We start from the raw sequence: 22116 nt of genomic DNA on the forward strand, positions 1-22116 counted from the left end.
CATCGGTGTAGCCTTCCGTATTTTGTGAATTTTCACTCTCATTCCCCACATGGTACAATGTAGAGAAAATCAAGAAGGTGCTTTCGGTGTTCCATCCTACTGTCTTTGAGAATATTAAGGTTTCCTTAGAGAATCAGATCTATGACTATGATAATCTGGATGGAATTCTGGTAGTCACGAACCGTTCCGATCTGCTGGACCTGGCATTGATGTCAAGGGAATTCACCCTTTCCTTCAAGCTGGCCGGCAGCAGCAAGGTAACAAGTGAACTGGTTCTCCGCTCGTCGGTGAAGGATCTCAGTGATGAAATACTGGAAGTCCCGGATTCCGTTCCCGGCTGTAATCTGCTGCTGCGTTTTCATTTGGAAATCGGGGATATCTCCACCCAATGCTCTGCCATCGAACAGATTCTCACCGGGATTTGGGGCCCGGAGCTTACTCCCGTACAATCGCTAAGCTTCCCCTTCGGCAGCAATAGCGGCCTATACACCTGCTGCGTCTCTCTCGCATTCAAGAGACAAATTAATGAAGAGCAAATGGACGATCTGCCGGACCTGCTCGAGTTTCTGCTTAGAAGCGCTGAGGAACTGGAGAAGGTCTAATATCACAGTGAGGTGAAGCCATGTTGAAGTTCCTGCCTCCCGCCAAAAGCAATCGCTGGTTCGTCTGGTACCTGATTTATACCTTGATTCTCTGGCTGCTGCTGGCCCTGCACCGGTTTTGGCTGCTCGGGGAAAATTTCGACCTTCCGGTCTTTGCCCGTTTTGCGGCGCTCGCCCTTGTAGTCTCCGGAATTCTGCACAGCTTCGGGTGGTTCGGCGCCAAGCGGGTATGGTTGATCAGTACCATTGGCATTGTTTTCGGACTGGGCACCATGTATCAATACACTTACCAGGACATGTCCGGCTGGGAGGATCTTGCGGGATTCCTGTCTTTGATCGTGTTTACAGCGGGCGGCTTCGTTCTGGGTCTTATCACCGAAGGCAGTTATCTGCTGATCAGGAAACTGCGGAAACCTTAGTCCACGGGGTCCACAAGCGAAACAATTGAATAATCTGAACAAATGATGAGGTGATATTGCCATGTCCACTTCCTATTTGACCAAAAAAGCGCTGGCCCAGTCGTTAAAGCACTTAATGGAGCACACCCCGCTCAATAAAATCTCGGTAAAACATCTTGTCGACGATTGCGGGCTGAACAGGCAGACGTTCTACTATCATTTTCAGGATATTTTTGAGCTGCTGGGCTGGATTTACAAGACGGAGGCGGTAGAGAGCATTGCTGAATACCGGAGCTACGACACATGGACGGACGGGTTCTACAGAATCTTTTGTTATATTGAGAGCAATACAACCTTCTGCTGCAATACGCTGGATTCTCTCGGCAGATCCCACCTTGATGCTTATCTGTACGACGTAACCAACGGCCTGGTTATGGGCGTCATTCAGGAGCTGTCAAGCGGAATGGAGGTTAGTGCCGAAGACAAGCGGTTCATCGCCAACTTCTACACTCTCGCCTTTACCGGGCTTATCATTCAGTGGATGCGCGACGGGATGAAGGATCAGCCGAAGCATATGATTGAGCAGCTCAGTGTGCTGATTGAAGGGAATTTTCTGAAGGCACTGCATAAATACGAGAAGAAGCTGTCGTAACCTTAGGGTGCGCAGCTTTTTTGGCTAATTGGAACCAGTTGGCGATTCTATTGGGCAGGAATTGCACAAACGATGCGGAATTCAAGACTTTGGTGTGAAAAATATTCAAAAACCAGGAGGATATGATGACAGAGGACTTTTATTGCGATGAGGTATTGAACGGAAAAACCCAAGTCCATAAGGTGCTGGAGACGGAAAATGTGCTCGCTTATTATCACACAAGACCTTTTTATCCCGTTCATATCGTGGCCATCCCTAAGAAACATATTTCCTCATTGCTTACTCTAGAAGAAGGTGACAATGAATTACTCCTTGAGCTGTTGGAAGTCATTAAGCAGGTTGCCGCCATGGTAACCCAAGAGCACGGAGCTTGCAGAGTTCTCACAAACTTAGGTAATTATCAGGATTCCAAGCACCTGCATTGGCATATCGCCTTTGGCGACCGGCTGAGATAACTCACCTTTCTCGCAAACCCTGTAAATCACTGTAAAAAAACTATACACTTTGCCTAAAGTGACCAAAATCCATACACTCTGGCGGTTTTGATTATACCTTCTGGACCGGGCTAGGGTTACATTAGGGTTAGCAACAGCAATCAGCAACCCTATGGAGGCGAGTATTCAGTGAAAAGAGAGTACGGTAACCAACAGGTTTATTTTGTCGGCGGCGGGATTGCATCCCTTGCGGGTGCGGCATACCTCGTCAGAGACTGCGATTTTCCGGGAAAGAACATCCACATTATTGAAGAGATGAAGATCCTCGGCGGCAGCAATGACGGCGCAGGCAGTGTAGAGCATGGATATGTCATTCGCGGCGGACGGATGCTGAACGATGAAGCCTATGAGAATTTATGGGAGCTTCTCAACACCATCCCTTCGATCGACCATCCGGGAAAGTCCGTCCGGGAAGAAATTACCGAATTCGACGACGCCAACCCTACCCATTCCAACGCCAGACTTGTGAACAGCAAGGGTGAAGTTGAGGACGTATTGTCGATGGGCTTCGATATGGCCGACCGGCTGGCAATGGGCAAGCTGATTATTACACCAGAGGAAAAGATGGGCAAGGCCCGGATTAACGACTGGTTCGCTCCACACTTTTTCGAGACGAATTTCTGGTATATGTGGGCGACCACCTTCGCCTTCCAGCCTTGGCACAGCGCCATTGAGTTCAAAAGATACATGCTGCGCTTTATTCACGAATTCCCAAGAATTCAAACGCTCGAAGGTGTCACCCGCACACCTTATAATCAATACGATTCGATCATCCTTCCGCTGCACAAATATCTGGAGCCTTTCGGTGTAGACTTTACGCTGAAATGTACAGTAACTGACCTGCAGTTCAAAGACGGCGACGGCATTACCGTCACGAAGATGAACGTGCTGCGTCAAGGCGTGGAAGATGTCATTGAAGTGAAAGACGGCGATCTGGTTATCGTCACAAACGGCTCCATGACCGAAGGCTCCAGCCTCGGTTCGATGAGCACCGCACCGCGTCTCAACGGCAAAGGCAGCTCGTGGAAGCTCTGGGAGAACATTGCCGCCAAAAAACCTGGCCTCGGCAATCCATCCTCCTTCGACGATCATGTCGACGGCTCCAAGTGGGAATCGTTCACCGTTACATTCGAAGACTCCAAATTCTTTGATCTGATGGAGAAATTCACACGTAACCGGGCCGGCACCGGCGCACTCGTCACCTTCAAGGATTCGAGCTGGTTCATGTCTGTAGTGCTGGCGTTCCAGCCGCATTTCCGCGATCAGCCTGAGCATGTTACGGTATTCTGGGGCTATGGGCTGTATCCTGACAAGGTGGGCGATTTCGTCAAGAAGAAAATGAGCGACTGTACCGGGGCAGAAATCATGGAAGAGCTGATCGGACATCTGCACTTTGAAGAGCATAAAGCCGAGATTATGGCAACCGCCAACTGTATCCCGTGCATGATGCCGTATATTACTTCCCAGTTCATGCCGAGACTCGGCAGCGACAGACCGCTGGTCGTGCCAGAGGGCTCTACCAACCTCGCATTTGTCGGTCAATATTGCGAAATTCCGGACGATGTGGTGTTCACCGAGGAATATTCCGTCAGAGCGGCCAGAATCGCCGTCTACACCCTGCTCGGCATCAACCGTCCGGTTGAGCCAATCAATCAGTACCAGTATGATGTTCGGACGTTACTTTCGAGCCTTGTGACTTCATTAAGATAATAAAATCATAGATAATCAAGAAACCTCTCCCTTGATCACGCAAGGGAGAGGTTTCTTTGTGCATTCGGGTAACTATGGGGGTATGGACCCTAACGCGCTCAATCAGATGCTGCAAGAACCGTCATCGCAGCCTTCGGCATCCGGTGCCTGTGACTGTGGTTTGCCTACAACCTGCAGTACCGGAGCGGTCTTCTCCTCCGCCCATACTGTCTCCAGCACCTCGGAAAATACCGGGCCGGGCTGTGCACCGGATACCGCATATTTATTGTTGAAGACGAAGAAGGGGACGCCGGTAATGTTCAGGCGTTGCCCTTCTTCAATATCTTCATTCACTTCAGCCGCAAAGGCATCGCTTTCCAGCATCGCTGCGGTTTCGGCAGCGTCCAGTCCAACCTCGCCCGCCAGCGAAACCAGAACACTGCGCTCTCCAATATTAACCGTATCGGTAAAATAAGCGCGCAGCAGCCGCTCGGTCATTGCCGCTGCCTTTCCTTGAGCAGCGGCATAATGGCTCAACCGGTGGCTGTCGAAGGTATTGGTATGCACCACCGTATCGAAGTTGAACTCCAGACCGACACCTCTGGCTTGCTCCGCCAGCTGTTCGTTCATCGCTTTGGCCTTCTCGCGGGTCATGCCGTATTTGGCGGCCAGCTGATCATGAATATCCCTGCTTGCATCTGCACGGGCATTCGGATCCAGCTGAAAGCTGCGGTACACCACTTCCACCTTGTCGCGGTCAGGAAATTGGCTCAGCGCGTGTTCAAGCCGTCTTTTGCCGATATAACAGAACGGGCAGGCGTAATCGGACCATATATCTATTCTCACATTAAATTCCTCCTAATGGGATTGTGAATCCATTGGTATTACCATTAACAAATAATACGCCACTTACAATTATATAGTTAAAAACCAAAAAACACAAATGCTAAATAAAAGTAAACGAAAGTGGTATATACGCCCTACTTATCGGGGAGTAAAATTAGATCAACACGTACTTTCGGTGCTTTACCTCATTACTACTATTACTAGCGGACGATAGGCGTCCCAGAAGGAGCCAGCGGCATGCATGATGTGTCTATAGTAATTCCCACGCGCAACCGGATCAGCGATCTTACGCTGTGTATTGAATCCATCGGCAGGCAGACAGAGCTGGAAGACGTCTCGATCGAGCTATTGATTGTTGATGATGGCGATATTGAGGAGAATGTCCTGGACTATTTGCGCAAGGTTCTGGCGCAGATGCCAAGTGCTGAGCTGCGTTATTACCGCAAAACCAAACCTGGCGTCTGGCTCTCCCGTTACGAAGCGCTGAACCTGATCGACGGAGACATTGTGCTCAGCTTCGATGATGACGCCGAGCTGGATGATCCGCTGTATATCCGCCGGATGCTGGACACCTATGCGGCCGATCCGGCGATTGTCGGAGTAGGCGGCATCGCCAAAGGCCTCTCCAGCAGCAAATCCGGCAAGCTGCTCGGCGTGCTTACCTGCCAAATGTCGGCTTCGCCCGGCAGACTGTCGGCCAGCACGCTGGCAGGCTCACTGCTGCTCTGGGGAGAAACGGAGGATACCTTTGAAACGGATTTCTTCCACGGCTGCAATATGTCTTTCAAACGTGAGGCGCTCAGGGATATGAAACCTTACCCCTGGATGACCAGCTATGCCGTGGCTGATGATATTTATATGTGCCATCTGGCCAGCAAATACGGCAAGCTTGTAATCAACCCGGATATGAAGATTACCCATCATGAATCTCCAAGCTCCCGTGATAAAGCGGGACGCGTCGCCCGTGCAACCGCGGTGAACCATTATTACCTGCTCAATCTGCGCAAAGCCCCGGTGAAGAACTACGCAGCCCTACTGTGGACGCTGACTTATCTGACCGGCAAATCAACTCTGAAGCGCAACTTCAATGCGGTTTCAGGCTATATCAGCGGCATCCTCTTTGTACTGAATCCCCGCAAGAATAAATACAGCGAATATATGCTGGACTAACGCTCCCCACACAAACTTCATAATGGACAACAGCAGAAACACCTGCCTGCCCTTTCGGGAAGCGGGTGTTTCTGCTGTTTCTGCGGACTGCTTCTTCCGGTCTTCTTAATCCGCAAAATGTCATGAAAGTAGTATCCACTGCCATTCTTTCTGGGGTATGATAGTAAAGATGAGTTCAAGAAACTACTTTTATGGATGGTGGAATATGTTTAAAAACAAAAAAACGACGCTAATTCTGGTCGCTCTCGTCATCATTATCGTTGCTGTTGCCGGCATCTGGATGCTTACAGGTAACAAGGATAAAGACGCTGCCAGTACCTCCGATACCTCAGGCGGTGCAAAAGTTTCGGAACAAGGCGGAACGAAATCCCTTGAGCAGACTTTTTACATTTATGATACGGTCGTTAACATTAAGGTCTTCGGCGATCATGCCGAGCAGAAAAATATGGACGACATTCAGGCCATGCTGGAACGGATGGATATAGAGTTCAGCCGCACTAAGGAAAATGGAGAAATCTACGCGGTCAACCAGGCAGCAGGTAAGGAAGCTGTTACTGTCTCAGACGAAACTCTGGACATCGTCAAGCTTTCGATTAAATATGCCGAAGAGATGGACGGGCTGTTCGATCCGACGATTGGGCCGCTGGTGGATCTGTGGGATATCGGCAACGACGGTAAGCAGGTTCCACCGCAAGCAAATATCGAACATGCCAAGAGCCTGACCAATTACAAGGATATTATTGTAGATGAAGCAGCGAAGACCGTGATGCTGGCTAAAGAAGGCATGGTGCTCGATATGGGCGGAATCGGCAAAGGTTATGCTGCTGACCGGATCGCCGATTATTTGAAGGAGCAGGGTCTGGACAGCGCGATGATCAACCTTGGCGGCAGCAGTATCATTGCCCTCGGCAACAAGCCGAATGGATCGCAGTGGAACATCGGCCTGCAGGACCCCGATAAGACCCGCGGCACACAGCTGGGCACTATCAAGATTTCCAATGAGGTCATCGATGCTTCCGGCGTTTATGAGCGTTACTTCATGCAGGATAATGTCCGCTATCACCATATACTTGACCCGCGTACAGGGTTTCCTTCCCAGAACGGCTTAAAGAGTATTACAATTATGAGCCCGAACGCAACGGATGCAGATGCCTTGTCCACCGGCGTATTCCTGATGGGGCTTGAGGAAGGCATGGCCTACCTTGAAGCTCTGCCGGAGGACGTGGAAGCCTTCTTCATTACCGATGACAACAAAATCTATGCCACTTCAGGCATTAGAGAGAGACTACAGCTCACGGATCCAACGTATAGCTTTGCGGAGTAACTAAGAAGAAGATAAGGGGCTTTCATAATCCGAAGCCTATACCCCCTTGTCTTTCGGAACCATAGAACGAATAAGCGGCGGAGCTGAGGCTCCGCCGCTTATTCGTATTCCGTATCGCTTACTCCTCAGATCAGCGGAAGCTCGCTGAATTCTTGGTAACTGGCAAAGGTGAAGCTTGGGCTATGACCGGTTCCCGGCTGTCTGCCGCGCGGATTGTACCAGCATACTTTCCAGCCTGCTGCAAGCGCGCCAACTACATCATTGTCCCAGGTATCTCCGACATACAGCGAGTTCTCCGCTGTTGTTCCGCTCACGCGGTTAACATGGGCAAAGATCTCCGGGTCCGGCTTGGCCAGCCCAACGGCATCCGAGATGAAGATCATCTCTTCCGGAATCAGCTTGTCGATGCCAAGTCCGCGCAGCTTGCTCATCTGGTGAGCCTTCGGGCCATTGGTAATAATCCCAACCTTGTGCCCAAGAGCGATGAACCGCCGCAGCTGCTCTTCTACACCGTCTATGAACTGAATGGAATACTGCCGGCCAATGTAGGACGCCTGAACTTGGGCTGCCTGCTCCCGGCTAAGGTCCATCCCGTATTCGGCAAAAGCCAGCTCCAGACGCTGCACCCGCGTCTCCTCCAGCTCAAGCTCGCCCCGCAAATACTTTGGCCAGAGCTGGTCACTGTGATGCCTCACTTTATAAAATAGCTCCGCATAGTCCAGACTGTCCTCATCCGGGGCCAAAACCTCGCGTACCGCTTCCCGGAAAGGCACCAAATGATCGTACAAAGTATCATCCAAATCAAAAAAAACCGCCAGTTTATTGCTGTTATCCATAATAACGCCCCTTACTATTCCTGCTTGGTATTCAAAAATAGATTATAAGTGTAGAACTCATCATCCCGGACATAGCCTTTCGCAACGTATAGACGCTGCGCAGTAGTATTATCTGTCATCGTAGTCAAGGTCAGCCCTTTGCTTCCAGTGCTCAAAGCGAACTCCCGGGCACCGTCCAGCAGTAAGGAGCCCAAACCCTGTCCGCGCAGCTCCGCGGCCACATACAGATCATTCAGTATCCAGAGCCGCTGCATGCTCACCGAGGAGAAGGATGGATAGAGCTGGGCAAACCCTCCGGCCTGCTTATTAGCGCCGTTCCCCGTTACAGCCATCCAAATTGCGGACTCATCCGCCTCCAGTCTGGCCTTCAGGAAAAACTGGACGCCTTGAAGATCGGAAACCTGACCATAATACACGCGATATTCATCAAACAACAGAGCTATCTGTTCAAGGTCTTCAAGGCCAGCACGTTCCAAACGATACTCCGGCATCATCATTCCAACCTTTCTTATTTCCTTACTTAGTCCCTGGAGTCATAGAAGACATGCCGGGCACTGATTATGCCGTCTTCGATGTCCAGCAGCCCGAATGAATACTGCTTCTCCCGCCGCTTATCGGTCGGTGATCCGGGATTAAACAGCAGAATGCCGTTTTCCCTGCGCATCAAAGGCTGATGAGAATGACCGAATAGAATGCAGTCCACTTCATCCCCTTCAAAAGCGAGCAGTGCATTCCCGTCCGTACCTTTGCGCGAATACGGGGCATGTCCGTGGATCATCCCGATACGCACACCTTCCAGCGTAATGATCTTGCGCTCCCCGAACCGCTGAATAATCTCGGCTCCATCATTATTGCCGGCAATTCCCTCGACCGGCGCGAGCTGCGACAGCATTTCATAGATCTCCAGCGCCACCCAATCGCCGAGATGCAGAATCTGGTCAACATGGCGGAATTCCGCCACAAGCGCCTGCGGCAGCGACTTCGCGTTCCGCGACATATGCGTATCCGATACAACTCCTATTTTCATCAGCTTCAGCTCCCTAATCCCCATATTGCCCGCGCAAGTATCGCAAGCAGCCATAATCATTAATATTCTGCTAATTGTACGATTTGCGCGTGGGAGAAGCAAGTAAACCGGTGGTTTCACTTAAGCCATCGAGTCCAAAAAGCAGGATTGCCTCAATAGTTCGGTTCCTTATTCCCGCCAGTTCCACAGCCGAACTTCTCCTACCCGGATATTGCTGATCCATGTATTCTCCTCGAGCTTCAGCAGCTCCTTTACCGGACCCGTAACAACAACTCCATACAGCTTAACGCCGTGCTCCGCGAGATAACTTATGGATTCATCCAGATTAATGAATGGGGCTACGTTGTTTGATATTTTTTTATGCTGCTGCATTAGCCGCAAGGTATCCATGAAGTTCTCCTCACGCAAAGCGCCGTCCCCGTAGGATTCAACAGCTGGAGAGGCCGAACTGCTTGAAGTCACCTTGCTGAACCAGCCGGTTTTCTCCTCCGAGATCTTTGTTACCTTCATGTCATCGGCATGCCACAGCGGTGTATAAGGAAATCCAAGGGGCGTACCGGCAAAGCGTTCACGCGAGAATTGACCGGCGTCTGCAGCGAACCACACAGGCTGCAGATTCAATGGCTCCAGCTTCTTCAGCAGCTCATCCGTTGTGTTTAACCGGTCTAAAGACAGATAAGCCTCAGCCACGGTGCCCTCGTGAAGCTTCTCCAGCATCCGCCACTCCTCCCCGTCGCTGCGGAGACTGCCTGAGTTCTTCCCTGTTTCCGGGTATTGAAAGTAATAATTCCCGCCACTCCGTTCATCCGTCCAGGAGAACTTGCCTACACCGCCCAGCCCCAGCAGAAACGGAGTGGAGTAGCTTCCCACATCCACCGTTTCCCCGCCAATTTGCTTCAGCAGCTTACCTGACATTTCCATTCTGAAAAAGAACTTCGCGTTGCTGCTCAAATGGACAATCGTATTCGGGCGGGAAACGGCAATCGCAGAAGATACAACGTCCCTGTAAATGTCTCCACGGTCGCCGGTACTATAGAACACTGCGGTGATAATGCTGCTGATGGTCGAAAATACCAAGAATGCCGCTAGGACAGTAAATGTATTGGCAATACGCGCCCTCCATTTGCCGCGGCGGATAATGCCCTTTTCCCTGCCGGACGCAGATTTCCTCTTGCTTTTTCCCTTACCCTTGCTCTTGCCGTTGGAGAGAACTACCTCCTGATGTTCAGACATGTGGTCTTCCCGTTCCATCAGCTCATCTACATAGACCTGATAGGCCTCCAGCTTCTCCAGCTCTTGCTCCAGTTCAGTCCGTTCCTCTTCCGGCAGCGTCCCCTCGCTGTACTTCCGCAGCTTCTCCTTGAACTCCTCACTCATGCCTGCTCCTCCTCCGCTCTGCCTCCCGCAGCCGCTGTCTGGCGCGGAATAACAATATTTTATATTGAGACAGCCCCACATCCATGATCTCCGCCGCTTCCTTGTAAGACATTCCGTGAAAATCGTACAACAGCAGCGCGTGGCGCTGCCCCTCCGGCAGGCTGTCTACAGACAAGGCCATCTCTTCCAGACGTTCCTGCCGCAGCAGGGTGCCTTCGGTCGTATCCGGATGGGCCAGCTCATTGAAATAACCCGCTTCTTTGGTGACACTCCGGCTCTCTTTCCGCTTGTAATCCACAAAAGCATTATAGGCAACGCGGAACAGCCACGGCTTGATGGTGTCTTCACGGCAATTCTCCAGGTACAGATAAGCCCGGTAAAAAGTCTCCTGCATTAAATCTTCGGCCACATGGTGATCATGACAGAGGGAGCGCAAATAGCGGTAAATATCCTGAACATAACTCTGATAAAGATCATCCAGCGAATTTGGCTTCATTCCCTCCCCCCTTACTCTAACCACGTATAAGATTGGAAAAAGTTACATGGTCAGGATAATATTTTTTGCTGATTAAACAGGTGAGGAGCAAAAGGCCAATCAGATATTCATCCAAGATGAATCAATCACGATAAACCCGGCCCATCGATGCAAAAAATACCGCGTACAATCTTTCGGCAGGCAGACGGGCGCCCTAATCAAGATAATAAAACTCAAATACAAAAAGATAGCCCGGTGTCTCCAGGACCCGGGCTTCTTTGCCAAATAAAATCAGTAAAATCCAATCGTGGACGAGCCGTCCTTCATCCATTCGCGCTTGCGTCCTTTGTCCAGCTCCCCGCGCATTCCGCGGACAAGTGCCTCCACATCGGCTCTGCCGTTCTCATGCCATTCCAGTGCCGCACTGACATACAGCTCGCCAAGCTGGGTCAGGGAGAAATCTCCGGTCAAGCGTGCGGCCAGATCAACTCCCTCATCACCGGCAAAGGTGGAGAAGCCGCGCAGCCGCAAGTACTCCAGCCTTAGCTCCTCATTCGGCATTTTGATCTCATAGGCCCGGTCAAAACGTCCGGCGCGGTTCATCAGCCCGGGATCTATCTTCTCAGGATAGTTGGTCGTACCGATCAGAAAGATGCCTTCCTTGGAGGTCGCCCCGTCCAAAGTATTCAGGAAAAAGGATCTGACCTCCTGCGGCATAGAGTCGATGTCCTCAATCACCAGCACCATCGGTGCCAGCCGGGCTGCGGCTTCAAACACCTCGCCTACCGACTCGCTGCTTGTATATTCAGTGATCTGCCAATAGATCACCGGTCCGGGCACACTTCCGGCGATGGATTTGACGAGCGTCGTCTTGCCGTTGCCCGGATGCCCGTAGAGCAGAATCCCCCGTTTATAAGGGATGTCATAGGTCACATAGAAGCTTCGGTCCGAATCGAAAAACTGGTCGAGCGAGCGGTAGATTTCCTTTTTGATCGCGACATCCAGCACCACTTCCTCCCGTCCGACAGAACGGGTGATTGGCTCATCTTCCCGGAAAATACCGTTGCGCCGGTCGGTGAATACCGTCACCTTATTGATATTTTGCTCCCGCTGCCGCGTGCGCACGTTGCTTAGGAAAGCCTGCAGCTGCGCGTCGGAGGCAGCAAATACAAAATCCTGAAAGTTGATACCGTTCTCCTGAAATACGGGCACCCGTGCCAGCGCCACGCCCATGGCAGGATAAGCCAGCACATTGTTACGGATCGACAGGTGAATATTATACTCCGGCTGCTCCTTGTCATCGTCGTAGACAAAGGTACGGTCCTCCAGCCGGTCAAATATCCGCGCCACATGCTCTACTCCGGGATTGCCGGACTGCACATCATTCTCCAGCAGCTTCCAATACTCACTGTTGGGGTCGTCGCTGGCGTACAGCTCATAGCGGACACCATAGCGGGCATAAAGAGCTTCAAGGATACCGTCTACTAGGCGGGCGTAGACGTCGTACCCCTTGATCATGCCACTCGTGCCTCCATCATATTCGTAAATCACAGCCTGTTTCTTGCACTCCTGCTCCATCCTATTTGGTCCCCTTTATCGCTGCGAGCGGCTTGCACTTGGCCACAACGGCAGCCAGGCCGGCGCCCGTAACGCTTTCTATGATCTCATCTACATTCTTATAGGCTTGGGGAGATTCGTCAATGATAGATTCCAGGGAATGCTGGTTTACTACAATCTCATCTTCTTTGCCTACCTTTAGTGACTGGGAAAATTCATGAACAGACACCAGCCGTTTCGTTGCCGTGCGTGAACGGATCCGCCCTGCGCCGTGGCAGATGGAATAAAAGTTCTCTTCCCCTCCGGGCTGGCCAACCATGATATAAGAGGCGGTGCCCATTGAGCCGGGAATCAGCGCCGGGTGACCGGTCGCGGCATAGGGCCGCGGATTGTCCGGATGCTGAGCCGGCAAGGCACGGGTTGCCCCCTTACGGTGCACAAATTTGGTCCCCGAAGAGGTCTCTTCCTTCCAGGCATAATTGTGCATCAGGTCATACAGGGTGCGCAGCTCACATTTTGTGCCGAACACCTCACGGAACGCTTCGCGGACACCGTAGGCGATCAGATGCCGGTTCACGACAGCGTAGTTCAAGGCGGAGTACATCAGATTAACATAACGCTGGCCTTGCGGATGTTCCAGCGGGGCAAAGATCAGGCGCGGATCGGCGCTGCCAAGTCCTAGCTGCCCCATCACCTTGGCGAAGGCCGGGGTGCAGAACTGGTTGACCATGCCGCCCCAGGCCCGTGAGCCGGAATGGATCATCACGGCAACCTGCCCGTCCTGCAGCCCCCAGGCTTCCGCCACCTCCCGCTGTTCCTCCGCAATCTCTATCGCCTGAATCTCGACGAAATGATTGCCTCCTCCAAGGGTACCCAACTGACGGTGTCCGCGGTGCCAGGCCATATCGGGCAGCTCATTCAGGATCTCCTCATCAAACGCCAGCTTGCTGATCTCCACATGGGAAAGCGCGCTTGATTTCTTCGGAGTGTAGCTGTCGGGTACATATTTGCTCGGCAGCCCGTGCAGCCCCTTGCGAACCACATTCTCCAGCCGGATATCGCTGTAATGGCCCCGCTGCTGCGCCTCCATCGGCAAATATTTCTCGATGGCGCGGACCAGCTTTCTCCGTAGCTTAACCTCTCGCAGATCATCCTTGTGCAGATTGGTGAGATGCACGCGCATTCCGCAGCCGATGTCGCTGCCCACGATAGAGGGCGACACATATCCTCCTGCCGCATCCCATACCGCAGTTGTGCCGATGCAGGTGCCGACGCCTACATGCACATCCGGTGTATAGCTCATATATTCAATATTCGGGATTTGCAGGTTGTTGTTCGCCATTTCCATGACCTTATAGTCCAATGTGGCAAATAATTGCCCGCTGGCATAGACCTTCAGGTCGCCTCCCGGAAGAGCCACCCGGTGTTTATATTGCGGCTCATCGAAGCCCGCTTGTTGTGAATTACTATTCATAAGTTATTTTCAATTCCTCTCAAGTTCGTTAATAAGTTAAATTAAATTATTTGTCCGTTCGTGAAATCTTCTGTGTTTCAGGTACGCAAAAAAAGCCGCAGATCAGTTCTGATCCACGGCTCCCGAAGAGCTAATCATTGCTTCAAAATTACCTAACATAATTTAAAGCTTACCCATGTGCAAGAATGCGACAGGATGAGCCAAGGGCGCATCATGTCTCCCGGACGAAGGCGATGAGATCAGATGGTTCATATGCGATTGTAATGTGGCAAGGCAACAATTCCAGTACAATAGTTCCAATCATGGCCCATCGGCCTCCCTTCTCTAAATGATAAACCCAATAATATATGGCTCTGCTGCAGATTGTCAACCCTTATATTGGAAGTCTTGTCCTCCAGGCTGCAAAAAAAGCTGCAAAATCTACTGAATTCTACGGTTCCCTGCGCAAAAAATACATCAAAAGGACTATTTCCCCTGCACGCAAAAAAAGAAGACACCCTCTCAGGCGCCCTCTTCATAGGTTATTTCTTTATTTGAATTTATGCCAATCCTGTTTGCTGTTCTCCAGCAAATGGGCAAAATCATTCTCCAGCCGCTTCTGCTCGGCTTTCCGCTGATCCTCTACCGCTTTGCGGGCTACCTCTTTCTTGTCATTCTCCTCGGCTTTGAGCGCATCGGACTGCGCCTTCAGCTTGTCGAGCACATCACTGCTGAGGAGATCCCGGAGTGTTGCCGGAGCATCCGATGCAGCGGGACGTGGAGCAGGGGTTATTTTCTTTTTTTTGGCCATGTAGCTCATCCTTTCGGGCATTGCATGTAGTTCGAATTTGTTTTAGTTATTGGTCTTTTCGTTTATAATGTTCAGTAAGAGGTGAGCCTTATGAAATCCCTAGATTTGTGTCCAAAGTTACAGAAAAGCATGGATATTATCGGCAGACGTTGGACAGGCTTAATCATCTATCAGCTCCTTCAGGGACCACAGCGCTTCAGTGTTATCGAGTCTTCTCTACCCGTTAGCGGCAGACTTTTATCCGAACGGCTTAAGGAACTGGAGCTGGAAGGCATTGTCCTCCGCGAAGTATTTCCCGAGACACCCGTAAGAATTCAATACTCCTTGACGGATAAAGGGCGGGCGCTGGAATCGGTCATCCGTGACCTGCAGGAATGGTCAGAATTCTGGATTGAACCGGAAGGCTGCGGGCCTGAAGGAATGCCTCCAGAGTAAGCGTTGGCCCCTCATACTGCACAAACAACGGTGAGCTGTATCTTACAGCTTGCGGCCGATAATGACCAGATCGCGTGGAATGCCCTCCATTTCAGCAACTCCAGGCATCAGTCCCCATTGTTCAAAACCAAATTTCCGTAGCAGAGCCAGGCTGGGCTCGTTGTGGCCGAATACAAAACCAACTAAATTCTGAAGACCAAGGCGCGGGCATTCTTGCAGTGCCTTGGTCAGCAGGATACTCCCGGCACCGCTGCCGCGGAACTTCCCGCTTACATATACACTGACTTCTGCGGTTCCATTATAGGCGGGACGGCCATAGAACGACTGGAAGCTGAACCAGGCGGCAACCTCGCCACCCTGCTTCAGTACCCACAGCGGGCGGTGATGGCTGTTATGCTCATGGAACCAGTGCAAGCGGTCCTCCACCCGAACCGGCTCCAGGTCGGCAGTAACCATCCGTCCGGCTACCGTCGAATTATAAATCTCCACAATTGCCCCTAAATCCTCTAGTGTTGCATCTTCAATGCTGTAATTGTGCCAAGCCATTCTTCGTATCCTCCTAAAAGTTGTGTAAGCCCTTATCTGCTCCGGTCTGTTGCAGGCTCCACTGCCACAAACGCTCGGCATCTTCCTGACTCAGTGTCCGCGGTGACAGTTCTTTGATCTTTCGGCGGTAATAATATTGTCCGGTCACTCCCAGCAGTTCCGGCGCCGTCGCCAGATAGATAGCCGTGTCCGCCCCCTGCTCAGGTGTCAGGAAGAAATAGGACAACAGCTTGAGCAGCGAGCGGCCAAAGCCTGTCTCCCGGTTAACCCCGATGTTGGTCCCCACAGCACCCGGATGTACGGCATTAACCGTAACCTCCGTGCCCTGCAGGCGCTTGGCCAGCTCTCTCGTAAAAAGGATATTAGCCAGCTTGGAACGCGCGTAAGCCTTGGCCGGATTGAAACCGCCCGACAGAGTATGATCGTTCAAATACAGCTTTCCGATCTTGTAGGCCCCGGAAGCAACGACCACGATCCTGCCTTGCTCTGCCGCCTTTAGCTGATCCAGCAGCAGACGGGTCAGCAAGAAGTGTCCCAAATGGTTCACGCCAAAGTCCTGCTCGAAGCCGTCCGCCGTAAGCTCACGTCTAACGGCCACTACACCGGCATTGTTAATCAATACGTCGAGTATGGGGTGGCTCGCCTTGAATTCCGCTGCAAACCCGCGTATGCTCTGAAACGAAGCCAAATCGCATAACATCAGCGTGATATGGTCAGATCCGCTCTCCCGCTTGGCTTCCGCAAGCGCCTCTTCCCCGCGCTTGCGGCTGCGGCAGGCCATCACCACCGTTGCTCCCTGGCGGGCCATTTCAATCGTCGTTGCCAATCCCATCCCGGAGTTGCCTCCGGTTACAAGCACCGTCTTTCCATTCATGGCCAATCCCCTCTCTAGCAACCTGCCAATTACAACTGCCAGCCTGGCCTTTCCACAGCATATGTTTTAAGATTATGTTACATCAAATCAGGTCCACAAGAAAAGCCTTTCAGTACATATGACTATTCAGCTGTGTGAATCGCTCGTCCAGATTGCTTCAGTCCTGTAATTGTATCATTATTTGAATAAGATACGGTGTCAATCGAAGGAGTACAGGATACATCAGCCGGCAATCAGCATCTAGCGGCTCGGACTGTCTCGCGGACTCAGGAGACATTATTCTGTACAATAAGGACTCCTGACTCTTCGAACGGACACCAGCGCCGCTATCTCATTGAAAATGGGGAGTCTAACCCGTTTTCCAGGCAAATAAGGGCTATGCAGTCCGCGTGGAGTGCTGGTCATTGGATTTGAACCAAATAAAGAACATACAGTCCGCCGAACAGAAACAGCACCAAAACACATGCTCAGGGATATACGATTGGCGGGGTACGCAACGCGTACTCAAAGATACACGATTAGCGGGTTACGCATCGCATGCTCAAAGATACACAATTGGCGGGGTACACATCGCATGCTCAAAGATACACGATTGGTGGGGTACGCAACGCATGCTCAAAGTTTCACGATTGGCGGGGTACACATCGCATGCTCAAAGATACACGATTTGCGGGGTACCCATCACATGCTCAAAGTTTCACGATTGGCGGGGTACACATCGCATGCTCAAAGATACACGATTGGCGGGGTACGCATCGCATGCGGAGGAAGGCTAGGTCATCCTGCTGGCTCCGGACCGCAAGGTCCCGAACGGAACGCCGATTGCTAACTGAGAAAACTTATATGGAGGTGAATTCCGGGAATCCTATTCCCGGAGCTGAACTATGAATATTGGCCCAAATGTTATCGTACTAACTGTCCCCATGATCTCACCCGTAATGGGCCCTACCAAGATTTATCCGGTGCTGCTGAAGGATGGGGAGGACTTGACCCTCATAGACACCGGCATGTTCGGCCAATATGATGCTCTGCTGCAAGCTATAGAGCAAGCGGGCGAACAGCTTTCAAGCATTAAACGCATCATCCTCACCCATCAGGATATTGATCATATCGGCAATCTCCCTTTGCTCGTGCAGAAGCTCCCAGGCGTTGAGCTATTCGCCCATCCGGGCGATATTCCGGCAATCACGAACAGCCAGCCGATGCTGAAGATGAATCCGCAGCGGGTCGCGCAGATGCCGCAGGTATTTCAGGAGCAGTTCCATGCGTTTCTGGAGCAGCTTGCACAGCTCGGCAGCTTCACGGAGCTGCATGACGGCCAGCGGCTGCCGTGGGGCGGCGGCATCGAAATTATTCATACCCCCGGCCATACACCGGGGCATATCTGCCTTTATGTGCAGGAACAAGCGCTGCTGCTGGCAGTCGATGAACTGCTCGTCGTAGACGGACAGCTGACCGGACCGGTAGAGTCAGCCACACCGGACATGCCGCAGGCACTGCGCAGCCTGCACAAGCTGGAAGGGCGGTTAATCCAGTCCGTCCTGTGTTACCACGGCGGACTCTACGACGGCAGTCCGCAGGAGCTTATCAACCAATTGACGGATGCGCTCTAACAGAGCATCTCCGGCTTATAGTCCAGACATAAATCAGGCCCGCAAGTAGAGTAATCTACGAGCGGGCCTGATTTTTGCTCATGACAGGATTTTAAACGAGGAGCGGCACTAGGCTCATTTCCAGTTTGGCTTCAGGGCAATCAGCTTGTCGTCATTGTTTCCGGGCTCGCCCCTGCCATCCCGGTTGTTCGTCATTACATATAAGGTACCATCCGGCCCCTCTGCCACATTGCGGAGCCGGCCCCATTTCTCCTGGAACAATGCTGTTGCCTTAGCCTTCCCGCCTCCGGACGACGGGGAAATCCACAGCAGCTGTTCTCCGGCCAGCCCGGCAACCAGCAGTTCGCCGCTCCATGGTCCCTGTGTAATAAAAGCCATTCCCGACGGAGCCCAGGTTTGGCTGCCGCTATGCAGCAGCGGAAGCCTCAGACTCACTGCATCTTTGCCTGCGGTTTCATCGCCTTCAATAAGCGGCCAGCCGTAATTGGCGCCTGCCTCAATGATATTGATTTCGTCATGACTGGACTGGCCATGCTCCGAGCTGTAAAGCACTCCAGTGTCCGGCTGCCAGGCCAATCCTTGCGGGTTGCGGTGGCCCCAGCTGTAGACGGGAGAATCCGGCCAAGGGTTATCCTGCGGGATGGACCCGTCAAGGGAGATTCGCAGGATTTTTCCGCCCAGACTGTCCTTATCCAGTGCCAGCTCCGGCTTATAACGTTCACCGGCAGTGACGTACAGATATCCGTCCGGTCCTACTTTAATCCTGCCGCCGTTATGATTGGTGTCTCCAGGGATGCCATCCAGCATCACCTTGTTAATCTCCGCTTTGCCGCTGCTGATCTTGAGCCGCAGTACACGGTTCTGCACTCCGCCGTCTGCATGCAGATAGGAATGGTAGACGTAGGCAAACCCGTTGCTTTCAAACGCCGGATCCAGCGCAAGTCCCAAGAGACCACCCTCCCCCTTGCTGACAAACGGCGCAAGAAGCTCCAGCAGCGGAGCCTTTCTCAGTTTACCATTCTCAATCACCCGCAGGCTGCCGGGCCGTTCAGTAAAAAAAATCCGCCCATCCGGAGCAAATGCCATTTCCCAAGGGACATTCAGCCCCGTTACTACTGTTTGAGCCGTATAGGGGAAGGAAGCTTTGGACTTTACAGAAGTTGTTGTTGCAGGATCCTCGGATACTGTTATTGGGGTTGGTTCCGCAGAGGGAGCGGGGCTCGATGAGACCTGCACCTCTGCCTGCTGACCCGATTTTCCATCCGCTGTATTATTTGACGGAGAAACCAAGGATGGATCTGCGCTCTCTGCAGGGTTTCCCGAGAGGCGCGGCCCTGCACTCTTCAGCGTTTCCCCCGCATTAATGGTTTCGGAAGAAGCTCTGCATGCTGACAACCCTCCTGTCAGCAGGATCAACATACAGCACCCTAGAAGGCTGTGGTGGACTTTTCTTTTGCCGGAAATGGCTGTCACCTCCTGAAAGAATATATGAGCACTGGCTTTAAAGCTTGTTATGTTCAGTCTACAATCAATTTGGGCAACTATTACCCGGCCTTGCGGTTTGCTAAACCCTTTGGTCAAGCAAATCTACAGAGACGTGCACCCTGCCGGCTAATGATCTATAATGAAAACATTGCTTTTTTTATCGTGATCACGAAAGGGGAACACCTGAAATGAATGAGGCTCTACAAAGTTTGGCTGGGGGAATGGCGGGAGAAGGGCTGGACGCTCTGCTCGTCACCGATCCCAAACATGTCTACTACTTGACCGGGTTTGCCAGCAATCCGCATGAACGTTTTCTTGGCCTGCTGCTGATTCGCGGAGAGGAGCCCGTCCTGATTGTTCCGGCACTGGATGCCGAAGCAGCTCATGCGGCTTCCTCCGTCACGACGATCCTGACACACAGCGATACTGATAATCCGTATGAGCTGCTAAAGTCGCAATTTGGCGGCAAAACACCTGGCACACTCGGCATAGAGAAAGAGCATTTCTCCGTAAGCCGGTATGAGCTGCTCGCCGATTCTGTGCCTGCAGCGCAATTTAGCGATATCGGTCCCCTGCTCCGGGCGATGCGCGCCAAGAAGACACCGGAGGAAGTCAGCCGGATGAAACATGCCGCCGGGCTGGTGGAGGAGGTTCTGCGCCGCGGTCTAAACCATGTGAAAAGCGGAGTCAGCGAAATTGAGCTGGTAGCCGAGCTGGAATATCTGATGAAAAAGGTCGGCGCCTCCGGTCCTTCCTTCGACACTATGGTCCTCAGTGGTTCTAACACTGCCCTTCCGCATGGTGTGCCGGGAGACCGCATCATCCAGCCGGGTGATTTTCTGATGTTCGACCTTGGCGTATATGCCGCCGGGTATGCTTCCGACATCACACGGACCTTTGCCGTGGAGGAAGCGGACAGCAAGCTGACCGAAATCTACAACACGGTGCTGGCCGCTAACCTGTCAGGCATTGCCGCTTCCCGGGCAGGAGCTACCTTCGGCTCAGTGGACCGGGCAGCGCGTGAAGTGATCGAAAATGCGGGGTACGGGGAATATTTCATGCACCGTGTCGGCCATGGACTTGGCATGGATACCCATGAGTATCCTTCCCTTCACGGTTTAAATACGGATATTATCGAGAACGGCAACGTATTCACCGTGGAACCGGGCATCTATGTGCCGGGCGTAGGCGGTGTACGTATTGAAGATGATGTCTTTATTACGGCAGAAGGTCCCGTAACGCTGACCAGCTTCCCGAAAGAGCTGACTATCCTCCATTTGTAACAGCAGTCCAATATAAGATATGTCCATCAAAAAAAGCAGTGAGCCGGCCCCATAACGGGAGACTCACTGCTTTTTTATGGTCACAACCTATGAAATGCTGCGGCTATCCGCAGCCTTCAGGGCCGGCTCTTCCTCTTCGGCAAACTTAAAGGAGCGGGCAATGTAAAGGATTGGCGTGCCTGCACCGGTCAGCAGGAATTTCACTACATAAGTAGTCAGCAGAATTTCGATCCACACCTGCATATCGAATCTGCCGGCAAACGCAATAGTGCAAAAAATCAGCGTATCAACAAACGAGCTGATCATCGTACTGCCGTTGGAGCGGATCCAAAGCTGGCGCGAGGTGCTGTAGTATTTGCGGATCCACGAATACAGGCGCACGTCGAGGAACTGGCTGATGAAATAGGCAGCAAGGCTTCCCAGCGCCAGACGCGGCATCAGTCCAAAGATCGTTTCCAGCGAGGTCTGGAAAATGGGATCTCCCTGCGGTTTGAACACCAGCGCCATCTGCATAATCACCGTAGTCATCAGCAGGGTGAAAAAACCGAACCATACGGCATTGCGCGCTTCCTTCCTCCCGTACCTTTCATTAAGCAAATCGCTGGTCATATACAGCGTCACATACATCGTATTGCCCAGCGTCATCACGATGTCCAGCGGCATAGCAATCGTCTTGGCCACTTGAATATTGGCGATGACCGTAGCAACTCCAACCCAGGCATATAGCCCCTTTTTACCAAAGAAACGGTAACAGAGCAGAAATAGGCCGAAGTTGACAATAACGAACAAAATTCCCCAAAACAAATTAAACATTTTTCTATACTTCCTCCTAGTTTTGGTTACGCGGGATGGTTACGAACCGCGGATATTTTGTTTATAGGAACAAAACATTAATACTCTACCATATAAAAAGCTAACATTCTATGATAATTTTAAATTTTCAGAAAAGAAGAATGATGTCACTTATTTTCGGTAAACTAATGATTCATTCGATAATTATTCATATTTTTCTGAAAAATATGCGTTATAATTCAAAATTTTCACTATTCAACCGAAGGTTAATTCTATAGAATAGTTATCAATCATATCCCCGGAACGATAGCCTGATATATGACCAACATCAATGGAGTATATAGCTGTGTGCCCGCTTATAAGCGTTGGCATGGGAT

23 protein-coding genes are annotated in these 22116 nt (G+C 51.7%); 10 read left to right on the top strand and 13 right to left on the bottom strand.

From position 1 onward, the window contains the following. Positions 1-86 precede the first annotated feature (86 nt). From AC3WT9_RS17880 to AC3WT9_RS17900, 5 genes are all read left to right on the top strand, one after another. Positions 87-602 (top strand): hypothetical protein, encoded by a 516-nt coding sequence (locus tag AC3WT9_RS17880; protein WP_341377616.1) that lies wholly within the window; start codon positions 87-89, stop codon positions 600-602. Positions 603-622: 20 nt separating this feature from the next. Next, positions 623-1021: a hypothetical protein gene (locus tag AC3WT9_RS17885; RefSeq protein ID WP_341090547.1), complete on the top strand. Its 399-nt coding sequence runs from the start codon at positions 623-625 to the stop codon at positions 1019-1021. 61 nt (positions 1022-1082) lie between these two features. After that, positions 1083-1652: a dihydroxyacetone kinase transcriptional activator DhaS gene (gene dhaS / locus AC3WT9_RS17890; RefSeq protein ID WP_341377615.1), complete on the top strand. Its 570-nt coding sequence runs from the start codon at positions 1083-1085 to the stop codon at positions 1650-1652. 122 nt (positions 1653-1774) lie between these two features. After that, on the top strand, positions 1775-2107 hold the full coding sequence (locus AC3WT9_RS17895; RefSeq protein ID WP_341377613.1) for an HIT domain-containing protein: 333 nt from the start codon (positions 1775-1777) through the stop codon (positions 2105-2107). Between the two features lie 168 nt (positions 2108-2275). Then, a complete protein-coding gene (locus AC3WT9_RS17900; protein WP_038587216.1) occupies positions 2276-3856 on the top strand; it encodes an oleate hydratase in 1581 nt (526 codons plus the stop codon). Between the two features lie 102 nt (positions 3857-3958). Here the strand turns inward: AC3WT9_RS17900 and AC3WT9_RS17905 are convergent, their stop codons facing one another. After that, positions 3959-4681, bottom strand: a complete 723-nt coding sequence (locus tag AC3WT9_RS17905; protein ID WP_341377610.1) for a DsbA family oxidoreductase — start codon at positions 4679-4681, stop codon at positions 3959-3961. A gap of 237 nt (positions 4682-4918) precedes the next feature. On the opposite strand from AC3WT9_RS17905, the gene AC3WT9_RS17910 reads away from it, so the two are divergent. Then, positions 4919-5851 (top strand): glycosyltransferase family 2 protein, encoded by a 933-nt coding sequence (locus tag AC3WT9_RS17910; protein WP_340894262.1) that lies wholly within the window; start codon positions 4919-4921, stop codon positions 5849-5851. Between the two features lie 205 nt (positions 5852-6056). Then, complete coding sequence (locus AC3WT9_RS17915) at positions 6057-7175, top strand: FAD:protein FMN transferase (protein WP_341377609.1); 1119 nt, start codon at positions 6057-6059, stop codon at positions 7173-7175. Positions 7176-7300: 125 nt separating this feature from the next. Here AC3WT9_RS17915 and AC3WT9_RS17920 read toward each other — a convergent pair whose 3' ends face one another. The 8 genes from AC3WT9_RS17920 to AC3WT9_RS17955 form a co-directional block, all read right to left on the bottom strand. Next, positions 7301-8011 (bottom strand): HAD family hydrolase, encoded by a 711-nt coding sequence (locus tag AC3WT9_RS17920; RefSeq protein WP_341090536.1) that lies wholly within the window; start codon positions 8009-8011, stop codon positions 7301-7303. Between the two features lie 14 nt (positions 8012-8025). After that, positions 8026-8505, bottom strand: coding sequence for a GNAT family N-acetyltransferase (locus tag AC3WT9_RS17925; protein WP_445935380.1), 480 nt, complete (start codon positions 8503-8505; stop codon positions 8026-8028). A gap of 26 nt (positions 8506-8531) precedes the next feature. Then, on the bottom strand, positions 8532-9038 hold the full coding sequence (locus tag AC3WT9_RS17930) for a metallophosphoesterase family protein (RefSeq protein WP_076112664.1): 507 nt from the start codon (positions 9036-9038) through the stop codon (positions 8532-8534). Positions 9039-9206: 168 nt separating this feature from the next. Continuing rightward, positions 9207-10415: an anti-sigma factor gene (locus AC3WT9_RS17935; RefSeq protein ID WP_341377606.1), complete on the bottom strand. Its 1209-nt coding sequence runs from the start codon at positions 10413-10415 to the stop codon at positions 9207-9209. Then, positions 10408-10911, bottom strand: coding sequence for a sigma-70 family RNA polymerase sigma factor (locus AC3WT9_RS17940; protein ID WP_076112666.1), 504 nt, complete (start codon positions 10909-10911; stop codon positions 10408-10410). Before AC3WT9_RS17940 ends, AC3WT9_RS17935 begins: the two co-directional genes overlap by 8 nt. A 270-nt stretch (positions 10912-11181) precedes the next feature. Next, positions 11182-12468, bottom strand: coding sequence for an AAA family ATPase (locus AC3WT9_RS17945; protein ID WP_038587192.1), 1287 nt, complete (start codon positions 12466-12468; stop codon positions 11182-11184). A 1-nt stretch (position 12469) separates the two neighbouring features. After that, positions 12470-13921, bottom strand: a complete 1452-nt coding sequence (locus tag AC3WT9_RS17950) for an RtcB family protein (RefSeq protein WP_341090528.1) — start codon at positions 13919-13921, stop codon at positions 12470-12472. 529 nt (positions 13922-14450) lie between these two features. Further along, positions 14451-14711: a YqkE family protein gene (locus AC3WT9_RS17955; protein ID WP_341090526.1), complete on the bottom strand. Its 261-nt coding sequence runs from the start codon at positions 14709-14711 to the stop codon at positions 14451-14453. Between the two features lie 90 nt (positions 14712-14801). On the opposite strand from AC3WT9_RS17955, the gene AC3WT9_RS17960 reads away from it, so the two are divergent. Continuing rightward, positions 14802-15146, top strand: a complete 345-nt coding sequence (locus AC3WT9_RS17960) for a winged helix-turn-helix transcriptional regulator (protein WP_341090523.1) — start codon at positions 14802-14804, stop codon at positions 15144-15146. 42 nt (positions 15147-15188) lie between these two features. Here AC3WT9_RS17960 and AC3WT9_RS17965 read toward each other — a convergent pair whose 3' ends face one another. Both AC3WT9_RS17965 and AC3WT9_RS17970 read right to left on the bottom strand, forming a co-directional pair. After that, positions 15189-15692 carry a GNAT family N-acetyltransferase gene (locus tag AC3WT9_RS17965; RefSeq protein ID WP_341377605.1) on the bottom strand — a complete coding sequence of 168 codons (504 nt, stop codon included), beginning with the start codon at positions 15690-15692 and terminating at the stop codon, positions 15189-15191. Positions 15693-15705: 13 nt separating this feature from the next. Next, complete coding sequence (locus tag AC3WT9_RS17970; RefSeq protein ID WP_492407776.1) at positions 15706-16566, bottom strand: SDR family oxidoreductase; 861 nt, start codon at positions 16564-16566, stop codon at positions 15706-15708. Between the two features lie 884 nt (positions 16567-17450). Between AC3WT9_RS17970 and AC3WT9_RS17975 the strand changes: the two genes are divergently transcribed. Then, positions 17451-18179: an MBL fold metallo-hydrolase gene (locus AC3WT9_RS17975; RefSeq protein WP_341377602.1), complete on the top strand. Its 729-nt coding sequence runs from the start codon at positions 17451-17453 to the stop codon at positions 18177-18179. 114 nt (positions 18180-18293) lie between these two features. Here AC3WT9_RS17975 and AC3WT9_RS17980 read toward each other — a convergent pair whose 3' ends face one another. Beyond that, the gene (locus AC3WT9_RS17980) at positions 18294-19574 is read right to left on the bottom strand and encodes a PQQ-dependent sugar dehydrogenase (RefSeq protein WP_341377601.1); all 1281 of its coding nucleotides are present in this window, start codon (positions 19572-19574) and stop codon (positions 18294-18296) included. Between the two features lie 278 nt (positions 19575-19852). Here AC3WT9_RS17980 and AC3WT9_RS17985 point away from each other — a divergent pair, with 278 nt between their 5' ends. Continuing rightward, positions 19853-20947, top strand: a complete 1095-nt coding sequence (locus AC3WT9_RS17985) for a M24 family metallopeptidase (protein WP_341090518.1) — start codon at positions 19853-19855, stop codon at positions 20945-20947. Positions 20948-21034: 87 nt separating this feature from the next. Here AC3WT9_RS17985 and AC3WT9_RS17990 read toward each other — a convergent pair whose 3' ends face one another. Continuing rightward, complete coding sequence (locus AC3WT9_RS17990) at positions 21035-21760, bottom strand: queuosine precursor transporter (RefSeq protein WP_341377600.1); 726 nt, start codon at positions 21758-21760, stop codon at positions 21035-21037. Between the last annotated feature and the right edge of the window lie 356 nt (positions 21761-22116).

The sequence above is a fragment of the Paenibacillus sp. EB106-06-01-XG199 genome (assembly GCF_058791575.1).